This window comes from Pseudobutyrivibrio xylanivorans, assembly GCF_010906925.1.
Lineage (GTDB): Bacteria > Bacillota > Clostridia > Lachnospirales > Lachnospiraceae > Pseudobutyrivibrio.
Genome location: NZ_VTVE01000001.1, coordinates 637,978 through 664,679, shown reverse-complemented (window position 1 = coordinate 664,679; position 26,702 = coordinate 637,978). Strand labels below are relative to the sequence as shown.

Annotated in this window: 24 protein-coding genes; 2 read left to right on the top strand and 22 right to left on the bottom strand. The window is 39.0% G+C overall.

Going from position 1 to position 26,702, the window contains the following annotated elements:
* Nucleotides 1–552: 552 nt before the first annotated feature.
* The 6 genes from gltA to F0Q01_RS03055 form a co-directional block, all read right to left on the bottom strand.
* The gene (gene gltA / locus F0Q01_RS03080; RefSeq protein WP_090486122.1) at nt 553–1,941 is read right to left on the bottom strand and encodes an NADPH-dependent glutamate synthase; all 1,389 of its coding nucleotides are present in this window, start codon (nt 1,939–1,941) and stop codon (nt 553–555) included.
* Nucleotides 1,941–2,831, bottom strand: a complete 891-nt coding sequence (locus F0Q01_RS03075) for a sulfide/dihydroorotate dehydrogenase-like FAD/NAD-binding protein (protein WP_090150374.1) — start codon at nt 2,829–2,831, stop codon at nt 1,941–1,943. The genes gltA and F0Q01_RS03075 overlap by 1 nt, the downstream gene beginning before the upstream one ends.
* A gap of 144 nt (nt 2,832–2,975) precedes the next feature.
* Nucleotides 2,976–3,932, bottom strand: coding sequence for a GTP-binding protein (locus F0Q01_RS03070; protein WP_090486118.1), 957 nt, complete (start codon nt 3,930–3,932; stop codon nt 2,976–2,978).
* A 53-nt stretch (nt 3,933–3,985) separates the two neighbouring features.
* Nucleotides 3,986–5,140 carry a CobW family GTP-binding protein gene (locus F0Q01_RS03065; protein WP_090486115.1) on the bottom strand — a complete coding sequence of 385 codons (1,155 nt, stop codon included), beginning with the start codon at nt 5,138–5,140 and terminating at the stop codon, nt 3,986–3,988.
* 124 nt (nt 5,141–5,264) lie between these two features.
* Entirely contained in the window at nt 5,265–6,098 is an 834-nt protein-coding gene (locus F0Q01_RS03060; RefSeq protein ID WP_090486112.1) for a PRD domain-containing protein, read from the bottom strand.
* Between the two features lie 20 nt (nt 6,099–6,118).
* A complete protein-coding gene (locus tag F0Q01_RS03055) occupies nt 6,119–8,242 on the bottom strand; it encodes a PTS transporter subunit IIABC (RefSeq protein ID WP_090486109.1) in 2,124 nt (707 codons plus the stop codon).
* Between the two features lie 401 nt (nt 8,243–8,643).
* Between F0Q01_RS03055 and F0Q01_RS03050 the strand changes: the two genes are divergently transcribed.
* Complete coding sequence (locus tag F0Q01_RS03050; RefSeq protein ID WP_090486104.1) at nt 8,644–9,441, top strand: Cof-type HAD-IIB family hydrolase; 798 nt, start codon at nt 8,644–8,646, stop codon at nt 9,439–9,441.
* A 15-nt stretch (nt 9,442–9,456) separates the two neighbouring features.
* Here F0Q01_RS03050 and F0Q01_RS03045 read toward each other — a convergent pair whose 3' ends face one another.
* Nucleotides 9,457–10,353: a DMT family transporter gene (locus F0Q01_RS03045; RefSeq protein ID WP_090486101.1), complete on the bottom strand. Its 897-nt coding sequence runs from the start codon at nt 10,351–10,353 to the stop codon at nt 9,457–9,459.
* 105 nt (nt 10,354–10,458) lie between these two features.
* Here F0Q01_RS03045 and F0Q01_RS03040 point away from each other — a divergent pair, with 105 nt between their 5' ends.
* Complete coding sequence (locus F0Q01_RS03040; protein WP_090486098.1) at nt 10,459–11,892, top strand: PLP-dependent aminotransferase family protein; 1,434 nt, start codon at nt 10,459–10,461, stop codon at nt 11,890–11,892.
* A 40-nt stretch (nt 11,893–11,932) separates the two neighbouring features.
* On the opposite strand, the gene F0Q01_RS03035 is transcribed toward F0Q01_RS03040, so the two are convergent.
* The 15 genes from F0Q01_RS03035 to F0Q01_RS02965 form a co-directional block, all read right to left on the bottom strand.
* On the bottom strand, nt 11,933–12,355 hold the full coding sequence (locus F0Q01_RS03035; protein ID WP_090486094.1) for a hypothetical protein: 423 nt from the start codon (nt 12,353–12,355) through the stop codon (nt 11,933–11,935).
* Between the two features lie 101 nt (nt 12,356–12,456).
* Nucleotides 12,457–13,701 (bottom strand): DNA polymerase Y family protein, encoded by a 1,245-nt coding sequence (locus tag F0Q01_RS03030; RefSeq protein WP_090486090.1) that lies wholly within the window; start codon nt 13,699–13,701, stop codon nt 12,457–12,459.
* A complete protein-coding gene (locus F0Q01_RS03025) occupies nt 13,691–14,734 on the bottom strand; it encodes a pyridoxal phosphate-dependent aminotransferase (RefSeq protein WP_090486087.1) in 1,044 nt (347 codons plus the stop codon). The genes F0Q01_RS03030 and F0Q01_RS03025 overlap by 11 nt, the downstream gene beginning before the upstream one ends.
* Nucleotides 14,735–14,747: 13 nt before the next feature.
* Nucleotides 14,748–15,734 carry an adenosylcobinamide-phosphate synthase CbiB gene (cbiB, locus tag F0Q01_RS03020; RefSeq protein WP_090486084.1) on the bottom strand — a complete coding sequence of 329 codons (987 nt, stop codon included), beginning with the start codon at nt 15,732–15,734 and terminating at the stop codon, nt 14,748–14,750.
* On the bottom strand, nt 15,676–16,254 hold the full coding sequence (locus F0Q01_RS03015) for a histidine phosphatase family protein (protein ID WP_090486081.1): 579 nt from the start codon (nt 16,252–16,254) through the stop codon (nt 15,676–15,678). The genes cbiB and F0Q01_RS03015 overlap by 59 nt, the downstream gene beginning before the upstream one ends.
* Nucleotides 16,251–16,583: a bifunctional adenosylcobinamide kinase/adenosylcobinamide-phosphate guanylyltransferase gene (locus tag F0Q01_RS03010; protein WP_090150329.1), complete on the bottom strand. Its 333-nt coding sequence runs from the start codon at nt 16,581–16,583 to the stop codon at nt 16,251–16,253. The genes F0Q01_RS03015 and F0Q01_RS03010 overlap by 4 nt, the downstream gene beginning before the upstream one ends.
* Nucleotides 16,584–16,586: 3 nt before the next feature.
* A complete protein-coding gene (locus F0Q01_RS03005) occupies nt 16,587–17,348 on the bottom strand; it encodes an adenosylcobinamide-GDP ribazoletransferase (protein ID WP_090486077.1) in 762 nt (253 codons plus the stop codon).
* Nucleotides 17,345–17,929, bottom strand: coding sequence for a bifunctional adenosylcobinamide kinase/adenosylcobinamide-phosphate guanylyltransferase (locus tag F0Q01_RS03000; protein ID WP_090486074.1), 585 nt, complete (start codon nt 17,927–17,929; stop codon nt 17,345–17,347). Before F0Q01_RS03000 ends, F0Q01_RS03005 begins: the two co-directional genes overlap by 4 nt.
* Nucleotides 17,930–17,931: 2 nt before the next feature.
* Nucleotides 17,932–19,008 (bottom strand): nicotinate-nucleotide--dimethylbenzimidazole phosphoribosyltransferase, encoded by a 1,077-nt coding sequence (locus tag F0Q01_RS02995; RefSeq protein WP_090486071.1) that lies wholly within the window; start codon nt 19,006–19,008, stop codon nt 17,932–17,934.
* A complete protein-coding gene (locus F0Q01_RS02990) occupies nt 18,995–20,341 on the bottom strand; it encodes a cobyrinate a,c-diamide synthase (protein ID WP_090486067.1) in 1,347 nt (448 codons plus the stop codon). Before F0Q01_RS02990 ends, F0Q01_RS02995 begins: the two co-directional genes overlap by 14 nt.
* A complete protein-coding gene (gene cobK, locus F0Q01_RS02985) occupies nt 20,342–22,417 on the bottom strand; it encodes a precorrin-6A reductase (RefSeq protein ID WP_090486065.1) in 2,076 nt (691 codons plus the stop codon). It abuts the gene before it with no gap.
* On the bottom strand, nt 22,414–23,169 hold the full coding sequence (gene cobJ, locus F0Q01_RS02980; RefSeq protein ID WP_090487593.1) for a precorrin-3B C(17)-methyltransferase: 756 nt from the start codon (nt 23,167–23,169) through the stop codon (nt 22,414–22,416). Before cobJ ends, cobK begins: the two co-directional genes overlap by 4 nt.
* Before the next feature lie 5 nt (nt 23,170–23,174).
* Nucleotides 23,175–24,104 carry a cobalt-precorrin 5A hydrolase gene (locus F0Q01_RS02975; RefSeq protein WP_163927123.1) on the bottom strand — a complete coding sequence of 310 codons (930 nt, stop codon included), beginning with the start codon at nt 24,102–24,104 and terminating at the stop codon, nt 23,175–23,177.
* Nucleotides 24,094–24,855 (bottom strand): precorrin-4 C(11)-methyltransferase, encoded by a 762-nt coding sequence (cobM, locus tag F0Q01_RS02970; RefSeq protein WP_090486060.1) that lies wholly within the window; start codon nt 24,853–24,855, stop codon nt 24,094–24,096. Before cobM ends, F0Q01_RS02975 begins: the two co-directional genes overlap by 11 nt.
* Nucleotides 24,852–26,687 (bottom strand): metallophosphoesterase family protein, encoded by a 1,836-nt coding sequence (locus F0Q01_RS02965; protein ID WP_090486057.1) that lies wholly within the window; start codon nt 26,685–26,687, stop codon nt 24,852–24,854. Before F0Q01_RS02965 ends, cobM begins: the two co-directional genes overlap by 4 nt.
* Nucleotides 26,688–26,702 lie beyond the last annotated feature (15 nt).

Below are 26,702 nucleotides of genomic sequence, written 5' to 3'. Positions count from 1 at the left end.
TTGATTTCATTATTTATAGCATCAATCTGCTTTTCATAGTATTGTTTTATTGTTTCAACCTCCTAATGTGAAACGATAAAAGTTGAATGTATTAACTAACGGGAATTTCTTCAAATGATTATTTATAGAATATTAATAGAAAAAAGACCTGTTTAAAATATCATATAGATTACTCCATGTCAACAATATACTCTTCCATATCTATCAACATAAAAACTTATATTGGGATAGAAGAATGAAAACTTCACATGAATGATTATCGCAAATCAAAATAATAATGGCATTAACTACCAATATTTTGATAAAAAAGCCAAGTGTATCAAATAATTTATCACAATCAATTCTCAGTCCAAGGCTCCCTATATTTTTTGCGATAAAAATTAAAATAAAGCAATATCTTTTATCACAAAAACAATCATCGATTCAATAATTAATTATATTTGTGATAAACCAAAATTAATACAATAAAAACCTATAAAACTATTCATGCAATATATAAAAAACTGCACCCAACTAGGTGCAGTTAATAGCAAATCAAAATATCACGATAAATTAGTTCTTGTTCTTGAAGTACTCGTCAATAGCTGCTGCGGCTGTCTTACCAGCGCCCATAGCAAGGATAACTGTTGCTGCACCTGTTACAGCATCACCACCTGCGTATACAGCGTCCTTTGTAGTAGCGCCCTGCTCTGTAGCAATGAGGCAACCCTTCTTGTTAGTCTCAAGACCAACAGTTGTGCTAGAGATAAGTGGGTTTGGAGATGTACCAAGTGACATGATTACTGTATCGCACTCGATTTCATATTCGCTACCTGGAATCTCTACTGGGCGACGACGACCTGAAGCATCTGGCTCACCAAGTTCCATCTTGATAACCTTGCATCCACGAACACTTCCTTCTTCATTAACAAGAATCTCAACTGGATTCTGAAGAAGATCAAAGATAACGCCCTCTTCCTTAGCGTGGTGAACTTCCTCAGCACGTGCTGGAAGCTCTGCCTCACTACGACGGTAAACTACATGTACCTCAGCTCCGAGACGAAGTGCTGTACGAGCAGCATCCATAGCAACGTTACCACCACCAACTACAACTACTTTCTTACCGCGAGCGATAGGTGTATCATAACCCTCCTTGAATGCCTTCATAAGATTGTTTCTTGTAAGGTATTCATTTGCAGAGAATACGCCGTTAGCCTGCTCACCAGGAATATGCATAAACATTGGAAGACCAGCTCCTGAACCGATAAATACAGCCTCAAAGCCTTCCTTTTCCATAAGCTCATCAATTGTAATAGAACGACCGATGATTACGTTCTTTTCGAACTTAACGCCGAGAGCCTTAACATTTTCAACCTCAGCCTTAACTACCTTCTCTTTTGGAAGTCTGAACTCTGGGATACCGTAAACAAGTACACCACCCATCTCGTGAAGTGCCTCAAATACAGTAACATCATAACCAGCCTTAGCAAGGTCACCAGCTGCTGTAAGACCTGAAGGGCCTGAACCAATAACAGCTACCTTGTGGCCATTTGGAGTAGATGTGTTCTTAGGCTTGATGCCGTTCTCTCTAGCCCAGTCAGCTACAAATCTCTCAAGCTTACCAATTGCAACTGCCTCTCCCTTGATACCGCGGATACACTTGCCCTCACACTGTGACTCCTGTGGGCAAACACGACCGCATACTGCAGGAAGTGCTGATGACTCAGAAATAATCTCATAAGCCTTCTCGAAATTTCTCTCCTTAACTTCCTGGATGAAAGCTGGAATATTAATAGAAACAGGGCAACCACCTACACACATAGGCTTCTTGCAGTTAAGGCAACGAGATGCCTCTGCAACTGCCTCTTCCTCTGTATAACCAAGACATACCTCTTCAAAGTTTGTAGCACGAACCTTTGGGTCCTGCTCTGAAATAGGTACTCTAACCATCATATCTGCCATTATTTGTCACCTCCACAATTTCCGCAGCCACCGTGATGTGTATCGCCTTCCTGCTGCTTAAGAAGTGCTCTACCCTCTTCAGTCTTGTACTGCTTTGCTCTAGCCATAGCCTGATCAAAATCAACAAGGTGACCATCAAACTCTGGACCATCTACACATGCGAACTTAACCTCATCGCCAACAACAAGACGACAAGCACCGCACATACCTGTTCCATCAACCATGATAGGGTTCATAGAAACAACTGTTGGAATGCCAAGTTCCTTTGTAAGGAGGCAAACAAATTTCATCATAATCATAGGACCGATTGCTACGCAGTGGTCGAACTTCTTGCCCTCATCAACAAGTGCCTGAAGCTGCTGGCAACCGTTACCATGGAAACCGTAGCTACCATCATCTGTAGCAAGATAAAGCTCATCTGCTACTGCACGCATCTCATCCTCATAGAAAAGGATATCCTTTGAACGAGCGCCAATGATAACTGTAGTCTTAACCCCGTGCTCCTTGAGCCACTTAACCTGTGGGTAAACTGGTGCAGTACCAACACCACCAGCGATAAATACGATATTCTTCTTTTTTGTCTCCTCCAAATCAGCCTCGATACAAAGCTCAGATGGCTGTCCAAGAGGTCCAACAAAATCAGCGAAGGCATCACCTGCATTAAGCTCTGCCATTCTCTCAGTAGAAGCGCCTACTGTCTGGAATACTATAGTAATAGTGCCCTCAGCTCTATCATAATCGCAAATTGTAAGAGGGATTCTCTCGCCCTCCTCATCAATCTTTACAATGATAAACTGACCTGGTAAACATCCGTCAGCAACACGTGGTGCCTTAACCACCATAAGGAAAATCTTATCTGAAAGCTTTTCCTTTTTAAGAATTGGATACATAAAACTAGACTCCCTTCCCTTTTTCTTCCTTTTAGTATTGTATTATAGCTTTACACTGTCGCGTTGTAAAGTGCTAAAGTAAAAGAATCATATAATAATGTAGTAAAAAAGTTACTATCCGAAAATGAATAGTAACTTTCAACATTAACTAAAATAAACTAACTCATCCTCTGGCTTCTCAGCAGGTTCAACACTGACTGGATAAAGAACCGGTCCCTTACCCTTATATTCCTTAGCAAATTCAACTTTAATCTGTGCTGTAATATCAATCCAGCTACGATGACCAAGTGTAGATGCCTTGTCCCATTTGCATTTCATGCCTAGGAACTGAATATCTTCTACACAACATGTCATAGCAAATCTACCTGGAATAAATACGTCACGTCTCAACTTGCCATCATTAGGATTGTAAACAAGACCAAGGAAATGTATTGTCTTGCCATCGTATTTCTTTGGTGTCTCCATGCAATCCATAAACCAAAGTGCATAATCAGCATCTGTTATCTCAATAACATCAGCATTAATATCAAATGGAAGCTCCTCTGGTGAATCATCGATAGAACCATCTGCCCTCTCATAAACAATCTGAGCAGGTCTATTCATTGACTTAATCTGACCTCTAAATTTAGTCTTTGGAGTGTCGTCAGTACAACGATTAATAATAACTACCTCAGCCTTAAAAATCTGCTCCATAATCATTGTGCGCATATTGTTAAGGTACATCTCAAATGTAGTAGCATCTACTGTAGCAAGTGACTGAGCTGGGACCCATCCCTCTGGAAGTGGCTCATCATAAATCTTATCAACGCCCCAAGTACCATTGTACTCAAGGAAGATAACATCTGGATTATATTCGTTAGAAATACGAGTAAGATTCTCAAGATTGAAATCCTCTTCAGAATCAATTGTAGCTACCTTAGCATTAACTGTTTTGAGCTTTTCAATATCGTATTCTACTTCGCCATCCTCACAAGATAGAATAAGAATCTTATCCTCACCGCCAGCAGCAAAATCATTTTCAAATAATGTCTCCTGAATAAGGGTAGTCTTACCACTATCCATGAATCCAGTGAAGACATAAACTGGTATATCTCTAGCCATAAAAACCTCTAACTATCTAAATAAACTATATCTTAGCTTGAAACTATTTCGAATTATAATCCAAAAAGCTCCTCTAACTTGTGCTCATCGATATCTGCACCGATTACAACAAGGCGTCCTGTGTAATCTGGCTCACCAGAACGAAGCTCATATTCGCCATCAACAAAATCAAAGTAAATCCATCCGCCCTCTACAGACTCTACCATACCCTTAGAGCGAAGAACTGTACCGTAGTCGTTTGTATTAGCAAATGCCTTCATAGCCTTCTCTATTACAGACTTTTCGAACTTGTGAGGAGTCTCAATACCCCATGTATCAAATACTTCATCTGCATGATGGTGATGATGATCGTGATCATGGCAACCGCATGTGCAGTTCTCGCCATGTTCATGATGGTGATGCTCATGCTCGTCGTGGTCGTGATCATGATGATGGTGCTCGTGCTCATCATGGTCGTGATCATGGTGATGGTGCTCGTGCTCATCATGGTCGTGGTCATGATGATGATGTTCATGCTCATCGTGGTCGTGATCATGATGATGGTGCTCGTGCTCCTCTTCCTCATGCTCATGAGCCTCTTCTGCAAGATGCTTCATCTCAGAAGCTAAATTATCCTGACCTTCCATAACTGAAAGAAGCTTCTCTCCTGTAATCTCATCCCATGGTGTAGTAATGATAGCAGCCTTTGGATTAAGCTTCTGAATCTGCTTAACACAGAACTCAAGCTGATCCTCAGTAGCTGTCTGTGAACGTGAAAGAACAACTGTAGTAGCGAACTCAATCTGATTGTTGAAGAACTCGCCAAAGGCCTTCATCTGCTTAGATGCCTTAAGAGCATTAACTACTGTAACAAGACCGCATAGCTTAACATCTGCTGTCTCTTCTAACTTAATAACTGAAGTCATAACATCTGAGAGTTTACCTACTCCAGATGGCTCAATAAGAATTCTGTCTGGGCTAAACTTCTCGAGAACCTCGTGAAGGTTCTTATCAAAATCACCTACAAGTGAGCAGCAAATACATCCAGAATTCATCTCTGAAATAGTGATGCCTGCATCCTTAAGAAATCCACCGTCGATACCAACTTCACCGAACTCATTCTCAATAAGAACTACCTTTTCACCCTTGTATGCTTCCTCAAGCATCTTCTTAATGTAAGTAGTCTTACCTGCGCCTAAAAAACCTGAAATTATATCAATCTTTGTCATTAGTAATACCTCTTTTCTCAAAGAATAATTTTGAATTCACCAACAAGATATTTTACCATATAAATGCAAAAAATAATAGCCCACTTATAAAAAGCGGGCTATCCTTATTGATTTAATTTTTCAATTAATCCATCTCATCAAGTGCAATTCTTTCGATATGCATTGCGAGATATCCTATTTCGGCACTGTCGATATCTTTGCCTAGACTCTTACTTAATTCTTTGCAAATGTTTGTTGCCATCTTGAATGAGTTTGCTGCAGTTGCATTGATATAGTCGTTCATATCAAGCTTTATGATCTCTCCCTTTAACGTACGGGCAATCATGTATCGAATATGATTCAACAGCCTATTATATGACAATGATTTGATGTCAATTTTCTTACTGGTCTCTGCCTCTACCAATGTCACACACTGTCTAACAGCCTCTGCCATCTGCATAGCTTGTGAAACAGCCTGGTCCATAATAGATGAATGTATATGTAGGGCTATATATCCAATCTCGTCATCGGTCAACTGAACACCTAGACGATTTAAAATGATATCCTTAGCTCTTTCTGCTACCTTAAACTCAGTATGAAATAATACTCTTATATCATCGGTCAAGGGGTTTCTAAGCTGCTCATGATTTCTACTTCTTTTTACAGCATATTCAATATGGTCTGCCAGAGGCAGCATCACATCCCTATCAATGGTATGGAATTCTGCCTCGGCCCCATCTAAAAGTTCATTTGCAATTTCAAGATATACGGGATCAATACTTGTCGCTAAATCCTTTTTATCTCCGCGCTCTGTGGACTCTAACAGGGAATAAATCATACAGTCATCAGCTACATCAATTGTTTCACTGACGTGTTTTCCAAAACCCACTCCCTTGCCCATAATCAGAAATTCCTGGGTAGTATTCTCCGGAATACCGATAAGAGCGTTGTGATTTAACACTTTCTCAACTCTGTACATCTTAAACTCCTAAAATAAGTTTACTCGTAAAAATCTACTGCAAGTAAATCTTCACCAGCCTTGATTTCGCCATCAGCGAGACGACGAAGCTTCTGGTTGCCCTTAAGCTCAGTGCAAAGTACAGGAGTTGCAATTGAAGGTGCGTTCTTAGAAATGTAATCTAAGTCTGCCTCCATAAGTAAGTCTCCCTTCTTAACCTTCTGTCCATTTGTTACATGAACGTTGAAGCCTTCACCCTTAAGCTTAACTGTGTCAATACCAAAGTGAAGAAGCATAGCTACATCATCATCTGTCTTGAATCCGATAGCGTGCTTTGTATCAAATACGAAAACTACTGTTCCGTCTGCTGGAGCTACTACCTTACCATCGTTAGGAGTAACAACTGCACCGTCACCCATCATCTTCTGAGCAAAAACCTCATCTGGAGTCTCAGCTAAATCAGCTGCAACACCTGAGATAGGGCTACCAAGAACAACAGTCTTTACAACCTCGCCTGTTGGCTCAGCTGAAGTCTGAGCAGCTGCCTCATCTGCAACTGTCTCATCTGCTCCATTATATTCTACATTTGGAGCTGTCTCAAGATAATCTTCAAGATTAGACTTGATAACTGTAACGTGTGGTCCGTAAATTACCTGAACACCGTTACCCTTGTGAACTACACCTGAAGCACCAGTAGACTTAAGCATAGCGTCGTTAACGAGCTCTGACTTGTGTACTGTTACACGAAGTCTTGTTGCGCAGCAGTCAACATCAGAGATGTTAGCCTTACCACCAAGACCATTACAGATCTTCTCAGAAGTCTGGTCACCCATAGACTCCTTCTTTGCATTGTAATCAGCACGTCTGTAAAGCTTAACTTCCTCGTCAGCGTCACGACCTGGTGTCTTAAGATCAAACTTCTTGATAAGGAATGTGAACAAGAAGTAGTAAACTACGAAGTAACCAACACCTACTACTGGTATCCATACCCAGCTTGTAAGCTTGTTTCCAGGAAGAACACCGAAAAGAATTAAGTCGATGATACCGCCTGAGAATGTCATACCAACACCAACGCCAAGGATGTGCATTAACATGTAAGATGCACCTGCGAAGATACAGTGGATACCATAAAGAGCTGGAGCTACGAATAAGAATGTGAACTCGATTGGCTCTGTGATACCTGTAAGCATTGATGTAAGAGCTGCAGAAAGAAGAAGACCACCAACTTCTTTTTTCTTCTCTGGAAGAGCTGTTCTGTACATAGCAAGAGCAGCACCTGGAAGACCAAGGATCATGAATGGGAACTTACCAGACATGAAACGTGTAGCTGATACTGCGAAGTGGCTAATTGTATCCTGTGCACCAAGCTGTGCGAAGAAGATGTTCTGTGCACCCTCGATGAGCTGACCATTAACCTCAAGTGTTCCACCAAGTGATGTCTGCCAGAATGGAAGATAGAATACGTGGTGAAGACCAAATGGGATAAGAAGTCTTTCCATGATACCATAGATCCATGTTCCTGCGTAACCTGACTCCATAACGATACCACCTACTGCAGCGATACCCTGCTGAACGAATGGCCATACGAAGAACATAGCAATACCAACAACTGTATATGTCAAACCTGAGATGATAGGAACGAATCTTGTACCACCGAAGAATGATAATACCTGTGGAAGCTGAATCTTATAGAAACGGTTGTGAAGTGCTGCAACACCAAGACCTACGATCATACCACCGAATACACCCATCTGTAATGAAGTGATACCGCAAACTGAAGTTGTTGCACCCTCAAGTAATGCCTCTGGACCACCATGAATTGTGATCATAGCGCCGATTGAAGCATGCATGATTAAGAAAGCGATTGCACCAGCAAGAGCTGCTACTTCTTTCTCTTTCTTTGCCATACCAATTGCAACACCGATAGCGAAGATAATTGGTAAGTTAGCAAATACAATGTTACCTGCGTCTGACATAACAGTAAGAATAGCATTACCTACTGTGCCAGGGCCTAAAACTGATGTGAGGTGATAAGTCTCAAGCATTGTTGCGTTTGTGAACGAACCACCGATTCCGAGAAGCAAACCTGCTACTGGAAGAAGAGCGATTGGGAGCATGAAGGATCTACCTACACGCTGCAAAACACCAAAAATTTTGTCTTTCATTTTTTAATCTCCTATACATGAAAAATTTTGTCGCACTTACATAGGCATTATGTCTTTTTTGCCACTAGATGGGTTTTGGGCATAAAAAAAGACACGAACCCACATAAATACAAAAAGTTATTATGTATAGTTCGTGCCTTGATTGGTTACAAGTTACACACTACGATTAAAGAATTTAGCATGTTATTCTACCGGTGTCAATAGTTTTTCGTAATTTTCGTAAACGTTTAAGTAACTTTTTTCGAAAAACCACCACTACCGCACCATTTCAACCTTTTTGCCTATCAAATATATATTATATTACTCTTCTCTTTTTCTATATAAATCACTTCACACAATTCTCTTCTCAGAGTATAATTATCAAGTATATTTTATTAATTAAGAAAGAATTGAGATTATTTATGATTAAATTAGTTGCAACAGATGTAGACGGTACACTTGTAAAGGACTCTTCTCCTGAAGTGTACTCAGAAATGATAGAAATGATTAAGAAGCTCCGTGCGCAGGATATAATTGTCTGTATAGCAAGCGGACGCCAATATGGCAGCATCTCAAAAATGTTTAAAGAAGTGGCCAACGATTTGATTTTCATTGCCAACAACGGTGCCCACATTAAGTGTCGCGGTGTAGATATGCACATTTCGAAAATTGACCGCCATTATGTTGAGGAGCTTACAAAGGAACTTCGACAGATTACAGATTGTGAAAAGGCATACGAAGGTGCTGGAGTTACCTACCTTGAGACTGACAACGAAGATTTCATTCATGTACTTAGAGATCAATATAGAAATGACGTGGCATTTGTTGATGATGTTTTAGCAGAAAATGTTGACCTTGTTAAAATCTCCATCTTCAACCGCCCTTCTATTAGAAAGCTAGGTGAAGAAAAGCTTATCCCTGAGTGGAGCGACCACCTAAAGGCTGTTATGGCTGGTGAGGACTGGGTAGATTTTATGGATAAGTCAGTAGATAAGGGAAATGCCCTAAAGACTATTCAGGATTTCTTCCATATTAATCCAGACGAGACCATGGTCTTTGGTGATAACAATAATGACATCGGTATGCTTGATGTAGCAACAGAAAGTTACGCTGTTGAAACTGCACCAGATGTAGTTAAGGAACATGCCAAGCACATCTGCCCTTCTTGGAAGGATAAAGGAGTCTATAAAGTCTTAGCAGAAAAATTCGGCGAAGTATAAACAAAGGAGCTGTCACTAAATAGTGACAGCTCCTTCTTTTTCATCATCTTCTTTTGATTTAGACTGTGTTTTAGCGAGGTATACTCCCACAAGTGTAATTCCAATAGCTATTACAGCCTGAGTTGACAGTTCCTCACCAAAGATTAGCCATGCATAGATTGCTGCAACTACTGGCTGAGATAATGTAAGTAAAGATGAAAGGCTTGCATTTACTTTGCCCAAACAATGTGCCAATAATCCCTGACCTAAAATCTGTGAAACAAGAGCAAGTGCAAGAAGTGGCCAAATAGCTCTAAAGGATGTTGGAGCCTGAAAACCTTCTGTAAAGAAAATAACAAATGCCAAAACAATCAAACTACCAAAAGCACTAATAAACATAATTACATTACTTTTTACATAATCTCTAAGCTTATATACGGTAAGCATAAACATTGCATAGAATACTGAAGTTGCAAGACATAATAAATCTCCAATCATTCGCTCTCTTGAAAGTGTCACTTTGTTTGACATCAAAACAAACACACCAAGCAATGTAATAAATCCACCTAGTAAAAATCGCTTTGTCATCTTCTCTTTAAAAAGAAAATAACTACATGGAATTACCGTGAAGGGAGTTAAATTTGCAAGCAAATTAGCATTAGCAACACTTGTATAGGAAAAAGAAATATTCCAAAGAGCCAAATCTCCTGCCAAGAAAGCTCCTGCCAGCACAATTGTAATCACCTGCTTTTTAGTAAGCTTCAAATCTTCCTTCTTCAAAAAAGGCATAAGCATAGGTATCGAAAACAGAACCCTATAAAATCCTGTGTTGATTGGTGGAAGCTCACTTAACTTAACAAATATTCCTCCAGTAGCCAGAAAACATATAGCCACAAAAATCAAAATAAAATACTTAGTCTCATTCTTTCTCATATTATTGCCACCTCGCCTCGTTTTTTATAAAATGTATAGTAATTCTCAGGTGCTGCATAGTACCAGTTGATATTTATTTTTGAGTGCCAGTTAAAGAGGATTAAAATGATTACATTAAGAAGTGATATTAAATCTCCATTTTATGAGCAAATCTATGAGCAAATAAAAAGTGATATACTCCATGGCTATCTGAAGCCAGGAGAAAAAATCATGGGAACCCGCTCTCTTGCAAACCTGCTTAAAATAAGTAGAAATACTGTGGACAGAGCCTATCAGCAGCTATCGGTAGAGGGTTACATAATCAGCAAACAGTCAGCTGGATTTTTTATTGCCGATTTACCCTTTGATTTTTTTGAATCTGCAAATAAAGATGAACGGGACCATACAAATAAAATCAAATCTATCGCCCCACCAAAGAAATATCCAAAAATAAAATATGACCTTACAAACAATAGCTATACTAACAATCTTTTTCCAACAAAAATCTGGAAAAAGCATTATTTAAATGCCCTTGATACTATAGCTTTAAAAGAAGAAATCACATCCTTGCAATCCTTTCAGGGGGATTACTCTCTTAGAAATGAAATCAGCAGATATGTGGAACGCATACGAGGTGTAAAATGCTCTCCAGAACAGATATTTATTACAAGTGGACTCCAACAATCCATTGATCTTTTGTGCATTTATAAAGACAATAACAAGGCTAATGTATTAATGGAAAATCCTACATATCCTAAGGCCAAAGAAATCTTTCAAAAGAACAACTGTGATATTTCATATGGCGAAGTAGACAATGATGGGCTATTGATTAATGAAAGCCACCACAAAAAACACTTCGATTTCATCTACACTACCCCATCCCATCAGTTTCCACTAGGGATGTGCATGTCCTTAGAACGCAGATATGAATTACTTAAATATGCTAAGGAAAATAATACCTTTATCATTGAGGATGATTATGACAGTGAACTGCGATATTACCAAAAGCCAATACCTGCACTGAAGGCTATAGACTACTATGAAAAAGTAATCTACCTAGGAACTTTTTCAAAAATTCTTGCCCCATCATTTAGAATGGGCTACATTGTTCTACCACAGAATATTACAGAGGATTTCTTGGGAAAATTTGAGAACTACAACAGTACAGTAAATTTAATTAATCAAATAGCCCTTGCAGATTTGCTTTCTTCTGGGGATTACGATCGCTTAGTCCGCAAAATGAATTATGTTTTCAAAAAAAGATTTGAAGCATTTAAAGATGGATTCAGTTCATTTTCACTGCCACTTTCTATCACACCAAATGTCAGCGGACAATACTTTTTAATTGAATTTCCAGAAGAAATAGATAAAGACACTCTTATTGAAAAGGCACTTGAACAAGGAGTTAGAGTGTACGACTCAATGCTGTTTTGGCACGAAAAGTACTCATGTCCTAGCAATAGTATATTCCTGGGGTTTAGCAAAATACCAATCGAAGATATCAGCGATTGCATAAGCCGACTAAAAGAAGCTTGGAAAAATATATTTATCCATAAATAAAAAATGCCAGCGTAAATGCTGGCATTAAATTTTAATAACATTATGCAAGTAAATTACCTAACTGCTCATCCCCATCTGGTGAGCAAAGTGAACAGGTACGAGTAATTATCTGCTCCAGTTCATTCTTCTCATCTGGATTTTCAAAATAAACTGTCCCATTGTATGTAAGACCTACTGCTGTAGTTATATTTTTATATTTAGTTGTTATCTTTGAAACCTTGTCGTATGTGCCAAAAACCTGAATGGAAGCAAGTATCTTTCTGATGCCCTCCACATCATTTTCCTTAACTAGATTCTCAACAGTTGAATATAGCTTTGATGCTTCATAATCATCTGAATCTGAATATCTATCAACAAAGGCCAAAAAATTCTGTCCTAATGAAAGGATAAACTCTTCTTCGTGCCTTCCCGCTAATTGTTCTTGGGTCATAAACGACTTTCTTCTAGTCCTTACGGTAATCATATATATCTCCCAAATCTCGTTACGAGTATCCTGTGTATTAAAAAGTCCTCGTAATAATATAACATTATTAAGATACCGTCAATGTAACTTATGCCTAAATATCACTTTTTAATTCTATCATTTTCCTGCTCAGCTTTAAAGCGCTTATTTATGCGGTCAGAGGTATTTAAAGTGCTAGCTCTTTGAACAGCACTATTACCAAATCTTCCTCTAATAGAATCTAGGGAAGCATCAAGTGCCTTTCTCTTTTCCTTGTCAGGATCCTCAAAAAGCGAAATCTGCTCAAAGCCATCTCTATCTATATCTGAAAGAGAAAGGCCCACTAATCGAAGTGCCTCACCATGCCAGCTTTCCTTAATAAGCTCCTTGGCTGTCCTAAAAATAACATCTGTTACATCCGTAGATTCCTTAAGCTTAATCTGATGGGATTTATTGACAAAATCGAGATTCCTAAAGGTAACTCCAATACATCTGCATTTACCTCCATCAGCTCGCATCCTAGCTGCCACTATATCAGCCTGGGCAAGTATTACCTGAAGGATTGAATCTAAATCAACCAAGTCCTCCTCCACAGTAGTTTCTGCAGAGTAACCCTTTGCATCCTCTCTTTCATCAAGAACAGGAGAATCATCTATTCCATTAGCATAATTATGAAAATGAAGTGCGCCTCTCTCAGAAAAAATCATCTGAAGTTGCTCCATAGGAGTCTTTGCCAGCTGACCTATAGTATCGATATTAAGGCTCTTTAGTTTTAAAGCAGATGACTTTCCACATGTAAAAAGCTCTCCCACCGGCAACGGCCACATCTTTTCAGGAATTTCCTCCATAAACAAAGTATGAACCTTATTGGGCTTTTCAAAATCACTGGCCATCTTTGCCAAAAGTTTGTTAGGCGCCACTCCTACATTTACAGTAAAACCAAGCTCTCTATAAATTCTATCCTTGATTTCATAGGCTGTAGCTATTGGGTCTGGATAAATTTTACCCATACCAGTCATATCTAAAAACACTTCATCAATAGAAAAGGACTGCATTGTAGGGGTATACTCCTGACATATGGCCTTAAATGCTCTGGAGCATTTTACATACCAGTCAAAATTGGACCTAGCTATTACTAAATTAGGGCACTTTCTAACGGCGGCACTAACAGGCTCTCCAGTAACTATTCCGTATTTTTTAGCTGGTATAGATTTGGCTGCCACAATTCCTGTGCGTGTGTTAGGATCACCACCAACAATAGATGGAACTTCACGCAAATCAGGCCCGCCTAGAGCAAGCTGCTCTACTGCGGACCATGATACAAATGCACTATTTACATCGATGTGAAAAACCAGTCTATTTTCCAACTATATCTCCCAAAGCTAAAATCAATCCCTCATTTTCATTGTGTTGCTTGACGGCTATTCGGTAAAAGCCCTTGTCGAGACCTACGTAATCACTACAGTCTCTAATCATTATTTTATACTCCAAAAGCTCCTTTGCCAAATCATAGTTTTTAGATTTAAACAAAATAAAATTGGCATCTGATGAAAAGGACTTAAGAGATAACTTTTTAAGCTCATCCTGCAAAAAGTCTCGTTCCCATCTGATAAGTTTTACTGCCTCATCAATATAATCAAAATGCTTTAGGCACTCTGCTCCAGCCATCTGGGCAAAAATCGAAAGATTCCACTCTGGAAGTTGCTTTTTCAGTAAATCAGCCTGAGCTTTTTTGGAACAGATTGCATATCCTACTCTCACACCAGGAATTGCAAATGTCTTAGTAAATGCCCTAAGAATAATTACATTGCTATATTTATCAAGCTTGTATATAAGGGACATTTCCTTTTCATGCCCTGTAAGAGGCAAGAAACACTCATCCACAATAACCGTGGTATTAACCGTACTGGCAGCCTCAATTATGTCATCCAGTAGTTCCTTGTCTATTAACGCCCCATTTGGATTGTTAGGATTAGTAAGAAATAGAACCTGAGGCTTTTCAACTAATATCTGCTCAACAATATTGTGATGAAGCTGAAAATCATTATCTTCTTGCAGATAATGATACACAATCTGGCACTTTGGACAAGCTCCCATTAGACAATTGCTATATCCCAAAAATCCTGGAGCCACAAGCATTGCTTTCTTAGGCTGTAATCCATGACAAATGGCCATAATTATCTCTGATGCCCCATTGCCATAAACAATCTGGTCCTCTGCCACTGAATAAATATCAGCAGTATCCATAATCAGTCTCTCATGGATAATATCAGGATATTTATTTGCATGAAGAGCAGCCTCTGTCAAAACCCACTGAACTTCCTGAGGAACCCCCATTGGATTAATGTTTACAGAGAAATCGAATTGTATGTTGTTTCTATAAATGTCTCCACCGTGCATGTCAACACACCTTTCATAAAACAATAAGTAACATAATCGCAACACATATAAGTTCACAAAGTGCCGCTGTGGCAACCATCAAAATATTAGCTCGTTTTATATCTGCAAGCTCGATATTTCTAACGCTGTCACCTATATACTTTTTATCTACTATTTTGCCAAAATAACTGGCTGGTCCTGCAAGCCTAAGACCAAGTGCTCCAGCGCATGCGCTCTCTGTCTGTGCGGAATTTGGGCTTGCATGATTGTATCTATCTCTTCTGAAAATTTTAAATGCATCTATGGCACTGTAATTATGTCCAAGAAACAGGCAACTAACAATCATAAGTATTGCGCTTAATCTAGATGGAATGTAATTAACTACATCATCCAGTTTAGCAGCTGCCTTGCCAAAGTCCATATACTTGTCATTTTTATATCCCACCATGGAATCCATGGTGTTGATTGCCTTGTATACAAGTCCAAGTACAGGGCCTCCAATTGCTAGATAAATCATAGGTGCTATAACACCATCTGATGTATTTTCTGCAACAGTCTCAACAGCAGCCTTAATAACACCCTTTTCAGTAAGCTCAGCCGTATCACGACCTACAATCATAGATACTGCGCTGCGGCCTGCCTGCAATCCCTCTTTTTCAAGAGCGGTAGATACTTTCATACTCTCCACCCAAAGAGACTTAGCTGCAAGACAATAGTATGTCATTACAGATTCTATTATAACTCCTAAAAATGAATATACCGTGTATGCGAAGTGAAGTATTAAAAAAGATGTAGCTGCAGTCACTGTAATTACAATAACCACCAGCCACACTCCCATAATTCTTTTTCGCCTTGGAATAGCTTCTATATCAAGACTTCTATCTGCTCTTTTTAAAAATGAATCCGAAAGAGAGCCTATCATAGACCCAATCCATCTTATTGGATGAGGCCAGCCAATTGGATCACCTAAGAAAAGATCTAGGATGAAGCCCGCTATAAACGCCGTCAGATGATAAATCAAATGTAAATCCCTCACTATTTTCTATATGATATGAATAATAATCTCCGCCAAAAAGCTGGCTTAAAATGGCCATAATAGTTCCGCCATGACAAATAACAGAAATATTAGTATAGTCAGCGGCCTGCTGAATAAGGCTGTAAAAACCTCTAAGTGAACGCTTACTAGCATCCTCTCTGCTTTCCCCACCTGGAAAAGCATCTACGCCTCCCCCATCAATCCATGCCTGATAGTCTGGATTGCCGGAAAGATCCTTGTAATTTTTTCCTTCGAATAATCCAAAATCAGTTTCTCTCAAATCATCTATCAAGATAATATCCTTACCTGGATAAATAATTTTAGCTGTGCGGACACATCGTACAAGAGGACTAGAAAAAACTATATCTGCCTCTGGATACTTTCTGATATGGATTTCCCTCTCTCCCTCCATGGTCATCTGCTCGTCGGTTATTCCTACATACCGTTTCTCATAATTACCGCTTGTTTTCCCATGGCGAATCAAAGTGATTGTTTTGTCTATCATTTTATCCTCTGTCCTATACCACAAACTACCCTGTGCACCTCTGTAGCTTCCTTCGCTAAAGCAGTAAGAATACTTCCAGTAATTTCACGCCATCTTCTGTCATCTGGCTCTAGTGGTACTACACCGTTACCAATCTCATCTGAGATTATTGCCCATTCTCCTTCTTTTATGATATCTAATATCTCTGCCATTATTGCATCTGGCTTTTTACCTTCATCAAGTCTCTTTTTTACAAAAAGATGAAGTTGATTGAGATACCTGTATTCAGGAAAATTAGCTCTTGCGTATGCAGTTTTACCTTGATAACTTCCACCTATAATAAGAATCATAATTTACCCCAGTTTTGAAAATATAGCTATAGCCACTGCCATCAGAGTTTCAGCAATGCATACAAACCATCCGGCCAGATCCCCTGTGATTCCGCCGAATTTCGTATATGCGGTAAAAACATAATAAACAACTGAAATAATAAGAGCCACAAGTGCTGCCGTCCAATAAAACTGAAAAAAGGCTCCTGCCATCAATGCCCACAGAATAAATTGTAGCGCCAAGAAAAATACTACCTTCTTTTCATCTGCAGTCTGAGCACTTGTATTTAATATGCCCTCATTCTTGCCCTTTTTGTATTTAATAACACAAATTCCACTTATTGCTCTGGAAATAAAAAAGGTAAATGTCCAGGCTGTAAATCCAAGCTCATCCATGGAATATATGGCAGAAAATAGGATTATTCCAAGAGAAATTAACCTAATAACGGCAAATGCACCAACATGAGAATCCTTAAGTATCTCAAGTCGCTTTTCTTTGTCACCCCAGGAAGCCAGCGCATCGCTTGTATCCATATATCCATCTACATGAAATCCACCGGTTACGATAACAGGAATAACTAATGCTATTAACGTAAATACGATATAAGAAATATTAAACTCATATGAAAGCTTTTGCCATCCATACTCTAGGGCTCCTATGACAGCGCCTACCCAAGGGAAAAATATCAAATGATATTTCATATCCTTGCTATTCCAGTTAAAACGTGGCATTGGAATTCTAGAATACATGGAAAAGGCCACAATAATTGACTTTATAATACTCATAACACTCTACCTTTTTCTTTTATGGGAATAGCTATTCCTACAACTACTTCATATACCTCATCAGCAAGGGCTGAGATATTTTGGTTAATCTTCCCCAATGCCCTCAGATAGTCCTTTGTCCCCTCATCATATTCTGCGCTATCTTCAAAAACATTGTTGGTGACAATAACTATATTTTTTACCTTTTGATGAAGCTCTTTAACATCCTCCATTATCTTTTTGATGCAATAATCTGAATGAAAAACCTGCCCATCTCTAAACATCTCATTAGCTACCAGATTAGACATACACTCAAGAAGAATAATATCCTCCTGCGACAACCGATTATCAGTAGAAAAGTCTCCCGAATCCACGGTTAATACCTCTGGTATAGCATCTGTAATATCAACAGAATGCTCTAAGGTGACAAAATCCTTTCCCGCCCTAAGGTCTCTATGACGCTTCACCCTCTCTTTTGATTCTTCGTCATAGGGAACCATCGTAGCAAGATAATATCTATTTTTGTAATTTGATTTGCATACGTAATCCTCTGCATAAGAAGATTTGCCGCTGCTACTACCACCGTAAATTAATGTAATCATAGTTATTCAAATTTCTCATATTGCTCTACACCGGACTCACCGAATTTAAGCGCATCATGAAATACTGTATCTGTAAGTCTAAGAATCTGAGCCATCATAACGGCTCCAGCCCCTTCTCCCACTGCCATATTGGCCTCTAGAACAGTTGGAAGATTTAGCTTGCTTGCAAGCTTTATAGCAACTGGCTCCTTGCTGATGTGAGAAGGAATTAAATAGTCCTTAACATTTTCAAGTAAGCGTTCCGCAACAAGGGCTGACACCTGAGTCAGCATGCCATCGATTATAATCGGCACCTTATAAAGGCCTCCACCAATGACAACTCCTGTCATTGCAGCAAGCTCTAGACCGCCAAAATTAGCACATATCTCAACAGGAGAAAGTCCAGAATATTTTGAAAGGGCCATAGAAACAACAGCACGCTTTCTGCTAAATCCCTCGTCATCAAGACCTGCACCTCTTCCTGTAACCTGCTCAGCATTTAAATCCAGCAAATATCCAGAAACAACCGCAGCTGATGTGGTATTGCCAATGCCCATCTCGCCAAGTAAAAGTGCTGTATATCCCTGCTCCTTACTCTCCTTAACAAGGTCCATCCCCACCTGTACTGCACGAGAGAATTCCTCTACAGACATAGCAGGCTGCTTAAGAAAATTGCAAGTACCATACTTCACTCTTCTATTTAAAGTATATGGGACTTCCTTTTCATAATTGATACCCACATCTACTGCCATTATATCAATACCTAGATGTCTAGCCATAGTACCTGCTGTAGTGAGCCCCTTGCCTATATTGGTGGCGCAGATTCTAGTAACCTCCTGACTAGTTTGGGTAACACCCTCCTCAACTATGCCGTGGTCACCGCAGCAAACAATAAGTCTCATGTGGGATAAATCAGGAGCTTCAACACCTTGAATAGCGGCGATTTTAGAATGCAAATCCTCTAAAGCACCAAAGCTATTAATTGGCTTTGATACTCTATCCCATTCTGATTTAACTTTTTCATAGACCTCATTATCTAGAGGCGCCACAGAAAGCTTATTCTCTAAAATATCATCAAATAAATATCTAGTTTCCGCCATAGTTTTTCATAGCCTCCACAAATTTATCTACAAATACTGGTGCTGATGGATAATACAAATGAGGGAATCCAATATAGGATGGTCCAACTTTGTGAATACATTGCCAGCTTCTGTTTCCAGTAGGCTTTTTCGCTGTAAATGATGAACCATTATTGTCTGTGTCATAATAGTGGAACTCATGACCCTTAATTTCAAAGCCCTCAGCTTCTATAGTCACATAACCAAATCTCACAAGCTTTCCAGTCCAATAAGCACTACCATTTATGGCACCTATCATATTGTAAGTCTTGTCCTGTTCATTTTTAATATTATCTAGAAGATACATAAAGCCACCGCACTCTGCTAACATTGGAATGCCTCTATCCATGGCTTTTTTAATCTCTGCTTTTATCTGAGTATTTCCCTGTAGAGCAGACAAATAGTTTTCTGGATATCCACCCCCAAGAAGAATTCCTGATATATTTTCTGGTAAATGATGGTCTCTCAAAGGTGAAAACTCTACAAGTTCCACGCCTCTTGCCTGAAGCATTGCAAGATTTTCTCTGTAATAAAAACAAAATGCCTCATCTCTAGCTACTCCAAGACGAAGTTTATTATCGCTATCCTTAGATGGTTGTACAAAAATCTTTGAAGCAGCCTTAATCTCTGTCACAGTCTTTGATAGTTCAATTATTCCATCAATATCCACCCCATCTAAAACGAGATTCTTCTGCTTCTCAAGTTTTTTATTTATATCATCAATCTCCTGAGGAAGATATAGTCCCAAATGTCGAGAAGATAACTCCACATTTTTTTCTTCAGCAACAGTTCCAAAGCACTTAATATGTAATTCCTCTTCTATGAGATCAGCAAGCTTTGCTCCAAATGCCTTGCTAGTTTTATTTAGGATAACGCCCTTTATAAGATGCTCACTGTCATAATCAAGAAAACCTCTAATCTCTGCCAAGACAGAGCGGCCTGCTCCCTTGGCATCTAAAACAAGAATAATAGGTGTCTTTAAAACTCTAGCCAAATCATAGGATGAACCAGTAAGCTCCACTCCGCCTATGCCATCAAAAAGGCCCATAACGCCTTCTATAACAGCTATATCACCAGAGAATTCATTTTTAAATAATTCTCTGGTAACATCATCCTCTGTAAAAAACGTATCGAGATTGCCTGATGGAATACCAAGCACATTTCTATGAAACATTGGATCAATATAATCTGGTCCGCATTTAAAGCTGCAAGGATTAAGTCCCCTCTCCTTAAGTGCCCCAAGCAATCCACATGTAATAGTAGTTTTTCCACTGCCGCTTTTATTGGCAGCAAGCATTATTCTATAGCAATTCATCTAATTAACCCCAAAAGAAACGATGTATACTGGATTTTGTCCCTGCATAAGAGAGTATTCTCCAGCCTTCTTTGACTTGCTAACTGTCACTTGGACAATATCCGCATCGTCGATTTCAAATTTCTTTAATACATTATTTATTTCACTGATTGTCTCTAATGTCACAGCATTAATTACAATTCGTATATGCGTATTTCTACTTATAAGTTCAGATAAAATATCCTCAAGTCTTCCACCACTGCCACCAATAAATACATGAGTAGGCGCTGGCAAATCTCTTATAACATCAGGAGCAGCTCCCTCAACAAGCTCTATATTGGAAGCACTAAATTTCTCAATATTTTTCTTGATAAGACTGCATGCTTCTGGCTTTATCTCAACTGCAAATACCTTTACTGATGGATTCAAAAGTGCCAATTCCACAGCCACAGAGCCACTTCCACTTCCAATATCATAAATCACAGCATTCTTTGTTGGCTGCAATTTACATACAGAAAGCGCTCTGATTTCCTCTTTGGACATTGGAACTTTGTCTCTAATAAACTGGCTATCCAAAAGGGATGGAGCCAGAATTTTTGGAATCACATTATCATTTTTTATCAAAATGGTAACAAGTCCATCTCTATTAAAGCTTGCACATTTATCTGCTGTAAGCCACTCTACCCTTTCATCCGTGTAGAGATTGGTGCCTACAAATATTTTGAATCTAATGCCATACTCTTTTTCAGCAGATACAAGCATCTCACCTATGATGCGTACATCCCTGGCACCAGAGGTAATCACAAAAGTCTTTTTGTTGTGAAGAGCCCCATTTAAAACCTGCAGCTTCCAAGTAGATTCCTTAATTCCATGTGTGCTAAGAATCTCTCCATCCTGCCAATTTTCCTTGGCTCTAGCAGCAATTGCACTAATTGATGAAATGCCCGGAAGAATCCTGGTCTTGCAGAAATTAAGCTCATCAAGTGCCTTTCCAAGTTTTGCTGCACCGCTGTAAAAACCAGTGTCTCCCGAAAGAAGTATTACCACATTTTTGGTGCCATATTTTAAATCAATAGTAATCTGTTGAAGAATTGGAACAATATCCTCTGCCAAATAATGTGGGTACTTTTTAGCCTTAGAATCAAATCCAACAAGCATTCTAGGAGCGCCAAAAATATAGTCAGCCTCCTCTATTGCCTCAAGTACCTCTCTAGTCTGGCTGGCAGGTCCCATTCCAAAACCTGCAAGAATCACGTTGATTTTATTGTCGAAGCCCTGCTCTGGCATGGCAGATGTCACTTCATCCGTCTCTTCTATATCATCAGAATAATCTATCCTAAATAGATTAAACAGCTTGTCTCTTACCTGATCAAAGGTAAGACCTTCCACCTTTTCCTGTGGCCTTCTAATAACAAAGCATTTTATTCCAAGGGCACCTGCTGCCTCTATACGCTCGGCCTCCCCAGAAGCCTGACCGCCCTCTTTTAAAACAAGAATGCTAGCGCCTGATTCTTTTAAAAAAGCCACATTCATAGCCTTTGAAAAAGGCCCCTGCATAGCTATAATCTGGCTTCCTTTTAGCCCCTGCTCCTTGCAGATTTCAAGACTCTCTATATTAGGGATAACACGAGCTATTATTCGCTCTCTTAGAGACTCACTCTGACAGAAAATTGGAAGCTCCTTACTTCCTGTAGTAAGAAATACCTTGCCAGTGGTGTTTTCAAGGGCTCTAGCCACATCAAGGGCCGAGTCAAAAAAAGTGCACCCACTAACATCCACATTATCTTCTGCTCGCAAGAGGCGATAAAATGGAACAGTTATGTATCTAAATAAGGCGTCTTCAATCTCAGTCTTCACAGCTGTCGCGAAAGGGTGGGTGGCATCAATGATTCCATCTGGCTGCTCACACTCAAACATCTCAACCATAGCAGTAGAGTCCAATCGTCCTGTTCGCACCTCAATATACTCAGACTCTTCTATAGGGTCCTTGCCATAATCTGTAGCAACACAGTATACGCAAAAAACCTCCTTTTTAGCCAAGGTCTGAGCCAAGCGCCTTCCTTCTGTAGTTCCACCAAATATAATTACTTTATTCATATTTTATAACCTCTAGGTGTTACAAGCTTATCTGATATTATTCTTGTATTTGAGTTTCCAACAAAAACAGTTGTAAACATATTAACCTGAGTACTTTTTAACTCTAAAAGGGTACAAACATGAGAGTTCTGCCCCACTCTTCCAATATTTTCCACATATCCACAGGCCCTATCTTTACTTGCACCTGCCTCCATTAAAATATCGCAGGCTTTCTCAAGATAATCATGCCTTTTTTTGCTGGAAGGATTGTATAAAACAATAGAAAAATCTCCCATAACCGCTGCCTTTAATCTCTTTTCAATCACTTCCCAAGGTGTAAGTAAATCGCTAAGGCTTATAAGGCAAAAATCATGATTAATAGGAGCACCTAAAACTGCTGCCCCAGAAATTGCCGATGTGACGCCAGGAATCACTATGAGATTGTCCTCTGTAAAATCAGTGGAATTATTCATATATTCAGGTAAAAGCTCATACATAGGCGCTGCCATACCATATATGCCTGCATCGCCGCTGCAAATAAATGCAACCGTCTTCCCCTCAAGGGCAAAATCAAAACATGCTCTGCATCTCTCAATTTCTTTTTTCATAGGAGTGGTAAAGAATTCCTTGTTAGGAAAATGTTCCTTAACCAAATCTATATATACTGTATATCCAACGATAACATCAGCTTTCTCCATTGCATTAAATGCATCCTCTGTCATCATTGATTTAAATCCTGGCCCCATGCCAACTATGTATATCTTTCCTGCCATCTTTTTTACCAATCTATAACTATTTTTTCTCGTCTTGCTGCTGCAAGCGTCATTCCATCAAATGCTTTTTTCTCTTTAATGATTGTGGATTCTTCGCCTGCTGCAAGCAGTGCAGACCTCTCACAAACATTTCCTACACCTACATTTTCTTTTACAAAATCAGATTCATTAAAATCTCCCTCTACCGCCAAAAGCTCATCGGCAGAAAAAGTAATAAAAGGAACTCCAAAGTACTGGGCCAGCTTAATAAGCCCAATCTCTGATACCTTTACATCAATTGATGAAATGGCATACAGATTATCATATAGATATTCCTCATCATATACACTTGTGACAAACTCAAAAAGTTCTTTAAAGGTCTTGCCCTTTTTACATCCAATTCCAAGTGTCAGCCTCTTTGGCACCAGCCACAATCCATCAATATCAAGATATTCCTGTGTCTCTATGGCATTAAGCTTTTCTCCCTTAAGTGCCTTAGTAGAGACCACTTTAATCATTTCTTTATTTTTTATTTTAAATCCATTTTCTCTGGCGAAAACATCTACCGCAAATACGTTATTAATATCTGTAGCAGTGGTGATTACTGGATTGGAATCTATCTTTTCAGCGATAGCCCTAGCCCAGTCATTAGCTCCTCCAAAATGACCTGACAAAATAGGAATAACATTTAGCCCAAGCTCATCTGTAACTACTACAGCAGAATCTTTAAGCTTGTTATTTACAAATGGTGCTATAGCTCTAACAGCTATTCCAACAGCTCCTATAAATAAAATAGGCAAATGGTTTTCAAAGGAATCCTGCACCCAATCATTAAGTAAAAGCTGCTCATTTCTATATTCTGGAATAGCCTTATCCCAATCATCAAATAGTTTTAATGCCAGCTCTTTTCCTGTATCTGTAAAATATGCAACCCTAATAATTTTTTTACTTTTCATAACTCTTTCTATATCCCGTTTCAAAATACGGATCATACAACTTTGATAAAGAATAACCCGCTTTTCCTATTACATCCCCCACTAAAATAACTGCAAATCTATCGATACCATTTTCAGCACCTGTCTTTGCTAACGTACCTACCGTACATATATACTTTTTCTCCTGTGGCCAAGTGGCTCTATAGACAATAGCCGCCTTGGTGCTAGCAGAATACCCACCTGCAAGAAGCCTCTCTTGAAGCTCTTCTAGCATGCCTGAGCTCAAATAAATAGCCATTGTAGCTCCATGCTTTGCAAAGCTCTCTATAGATTCTTTTTCTGGTACTGCTGTCCGACCTGCCATTCTGGTAATAATAAGTGACTGACTGATATCCGGAAGCGTAAACTCTAAATTCAGACTAGCTGCTGCTCCAAAGCAAGCACTGACCCCTGGACAAGTCTCATACTTTATCCCACGCTCATCTAATATATGCATCTGTTCCTGAATAGCTCCATATAAGCTAGGGTCGCCGGTGTGAAGTCTAACCACCTCTTCTTTCTTTTCCGCTCCCTCTATCATAACTTCCATAACCTCATCAAGGGTCATGCGGGAACTGTCATAACAAAAGCAAGAGTCTTTGGCATATCCTAAAAGTTCGTCGTTAACTAAAGAACCAGTGTAAATAATAGTATCTGCCCTAGTTAATATTCTCATACCCCTAATTGTAATCAAATCCGCTGCGCCGCAGCCTGCTCCTACGAAATAAATCATTCTTTCTGTCCCATCCTTTTAAAGTCATCAAAAAAAGTAAAACTATTATTTCCAAAAGGCACTTGCTCAATATCACATTCACCATCATCATGGATTGTTACAAGAGTAGCACCTCTTTGTTCCGTATCTCTTGCTATTCCTGACATAGCCAAATAATCAATACTCATACCATAAGTAAGCCTAATTCCCTGATACTCAAGGGACATATTGTTATAGTGGTCATGGCCACAGAAAATTGCTTCAGTGCTTTTAAGTTTCTTTGCTGTATCAAATAATTTACTAGGATACTTAGAGCATGACACCTTACCAACTTTAGATTCTTTATTGCTTCCAAAATAATAAGTCACATCATCGCTTCCAGCATTATATAAGTCTGCTGCAGTTGCATATTCCTGAAGAGGAATGTGGATAAATATCATAGATGGCACTATGTCTCCTTCTTCATCTTCTAATGCTAGCACTTGATTTTTGTACCACTCCACTTGATCATCATGAATATAGTCATACTCACTGCTGATACCCTCACCTGTATAGGCGTTAGAATCTATTAGAAACAGCGCCTGTGCCAACGAACCATCCTGATTCTTTAGTTCAATAAGCTGGTTGTTTCTTCCTGTAATATCAGGCTGCACATATGGATACAAAAGATTCTTGCTTGTATACCAAGACAGGGATTTATACAACTCGTTCAAATCTTTCTTAGATGATGCCGCGTAGCTTTCTGTATCGTGATTGCCATAGGTAAATGCCCATGGTATTCCAGTATTTCTCATAAAGGCTGCAAACTGCTGAACTGGTGCAGTATTGTTAAATGAAAATGAAGCGTATCCTATAGGGAAGACCAAATCACCTGTTACTATTACAAGATCTGGCCTAGTCTCCTCCAGAAGCTGGAATATAGTGTCCAAAGCCTTTAGGTCTTTGTCATAGGAAAGAAAGCTTCCTCCCAAATGTATGTCTGTAAGCTGAAGTATTTTAAAGTCTCCACTTTCCTTAGTAATGGTATAAATACCTGTGCGCTCATCATAAGTTATCTCACTGTGTCCATCGTAAATATTTGGAACATGATTAATATATGGCTGAGTAAGCCAAATATCTCTAGACAGGAAACTGTAACCACCTACAACTATTGCAACAATTAAAATCATTGCAACAACCAACCTGTTATATTTTTTCTTTGAATGGGTATACTGGTTTAACTTAAAGAGGTTAAAGACGAGTGCTATAAAAATGTATAGACCGCTAAAAAACGGTGCACTGTCTATAACAAAGACTTCTTCAAAGTAATAGTATATGCCGCTAGCAACCAGCCAATAAATCAAAGAGAGAATAATAGCTCTCTTGTGAAGCTTTCTAAGAGCCCCTGCATTTTCAAAATTGTGGTTCTTAGAAAACCATCCTACTAATGTGTAATTCTTGATAATGAAAAAAGCTATTACTTCAAAGACTATCAGATTAATATTTATCTTTTCCAGAAATTCAAAAGGCTTTGAGTTGATGCCAATTGAAATAAGTGAAAAGCCAAATGAAAACACCCACCCAAAAGCTACTAAGCTCCAGTTAATAAGTCTTCTATTATATCTGTCAAAAAGTCGTATAAAAGGTATAAGTTGCTCGTCTACATTTTCAAGTAATCCTAATGCATTCTTTCTTCTATTGGTTTCAGAAATAATAAGTGCAATAAGAGATACTACAAAAAGCACACCAAAAAGCCATAGAAAACTACGCCTATAGATAAAGGCGTTTAAAAGGAAAATAAAACATCCTATTCCAAGTATTATATTTAGATACAGATGTAGCTTAAACCTTCTGAATCTAGACTTAAAACTCATAACCCCCACCCCTAT

What these genes read in the sequence shown, in the direction of transcription:
- gltA (WP_090486122.1), bottom strand. Translation starts at nt 1,941, where the DNA reads ATGGCAGATATGATGGTTAGAGTACCTATTTCAGAGCAGGACCCAAAG.
- F0Q01_RS03075 (WP_090150374.1), bottom strand. Translation starts at nt 2,831, where the DNA reads ATGTATCCAATTCTTAAAAAGGAAAAGCTTTCAGATAAGATTTTCCTT.
- F0Q01_RS03070 (WP_090486118.1), bottom strand. Translation starts at nt 3,932, where the DNA reads ATGGCTAGAGATATACCAGTTTATGTCTTCACTGGATTCATGGATAGT.
- F0Q01_RS03065 (WP_090486115.1), bottom strand. Translation starts at nt 5,140, where the DNA reads ATGACAAAGATTGATATAATTTCAGGTTTTTTAGGCGCAGGTAAGACT.
- F0Q01_RS03060 (WP_090486112.1), bottom strand. Translation starts at nt 6,098, where the DNA reads ATGTACAGAGTTGAGAAAGTGTTAAATCACAACGCTCTTATCGGTATT.
- F0Q01_RS03055 (WP_090486109.1), bottom strand. Translation starts at nt 8,242, where the DNA reads ATGAAAGACAAAATTTTTGGTGTTTTGCAGCGTGTAGGTAGATCCTTC.
- F0Q01_RS03050 (WP_090486104.1), top strand. Translation starts at nt 8,644, where the DNA reads ATGATTAAATTAGTTGCAACAGATGTAGACGGTACACTTGTAAAGGAC.
- F0Q01_RS03045 (WP_090486101.1), bottom strand. Translation starts at nt 10,353, where the DNA reads ATGAGAAAGAATGAGACTAAGTATTTTATTTTGATTTTTGTGGCTATA.
- F0Q01_RS03040 (WP_090486098.1), top strand. Translation starts at nt 10,459, where the DNA reads ATGATTACATTAAGAAGTGATATTAAATCTCCATTTTATGAGCAAATC.
- F0Q01_RS03035 (WP_090486094.1), bottom strand. Translation starts at nt 12,355, where the DNA reads ATGATTACCGTAAGGACTAGAAGAAAGTCGTTTATGACCCAAGAACAA.
- F0Q01_RS03025 (WP_090486087.1), bottom strand. Translation starts at nt 14,734, where the DNA reads ATGCACGGTGGAGACATTTATAGAAACAACATACAATTCGATTTCTCT.
- F0Q01_RS03015 (WP_090486081.1), bottom strand. Translation starts at nt 16,254, where the DNA reads ATGATAGACAAAACAATCACTTTGATTCGCCATGGGAAAACAAGCGGT.
- F0Q01_RS03010 (WP_090150329.1), bottom strand. Translation starts at nt 16,583, where the DNA reads ATGATTCTTATTATAGGTGGAAGTTATCAAGGTAAAACTGCATACGCA.
- F0Q01_RS03005 (WP_090486077.1), bottom strand. Translation starts at nt 17,348, where the DNA reads ATGAGTATTATAAAGTCAATTATTGTGGCCTTTTCCATGTATTCTAGA.
- F0Q01_RS03000 (WP_090486074.1), bottom strand. Translation starts at nt 17,929, where the DNA reads ATGATTACATTAATTTACGGTGGTAGTAGCAGCGGCAAATCTTCTTAT.
- F0Q01_RS02995 (WP_090486071.1), bottom strand. Translation starts at nt 19,008, where the DNA reads ATGGCGGAAACTAGATATTTATTTGATGATATTTTAGAGAATAAGCTT.
- F0Q01_RS02990 (WP_090486067.1), bottom strand. Translation starts at nt 20,341, where the DNA reads ATGAATTGCTATAGAATAATGCTTGCTGCCAATAAAAGCGGCAGTGGA.
- cobK (WP_090486065.1), bottom strand. Translation starts at nt 22,417, where the DNA reads ATGAATAAAGTAATTATATTTGGTGGAACTACAGAAGGAAGGCGCTTG.
- cobJ (WP_090487593.1), bottom strand. Translation starts at nt 23,169, where the DNA reads ATGGCAGGAAAGATATACATAGTTGGCATGGGGCCAGGATTTAAATCA.
- F0Q01_RS02975 (WP_163927123.1), bottom strand. Translation starts at nt 24,104, where the DNA reads ATGAAAAGTAAAAAAATTATTAGGGTTGCATATTTTACAGATACAGGA.
- cobM (WP_090486060.1), bottom strand. Translation starts at nt 24,855, where the DNA reads ATGATTTATTTCGTAGGAGCAGGCTGCGGCGCAGCGGATTTGATTACA.
- F0Q01_RS02965 (WP_090486057.1), bottom strand. Translation starts at nt 26,687, where the DNA reads ATGAGTTTTAAGTCTAGATTCAGAAGGTTTAAGCTACATCTGTATCTA.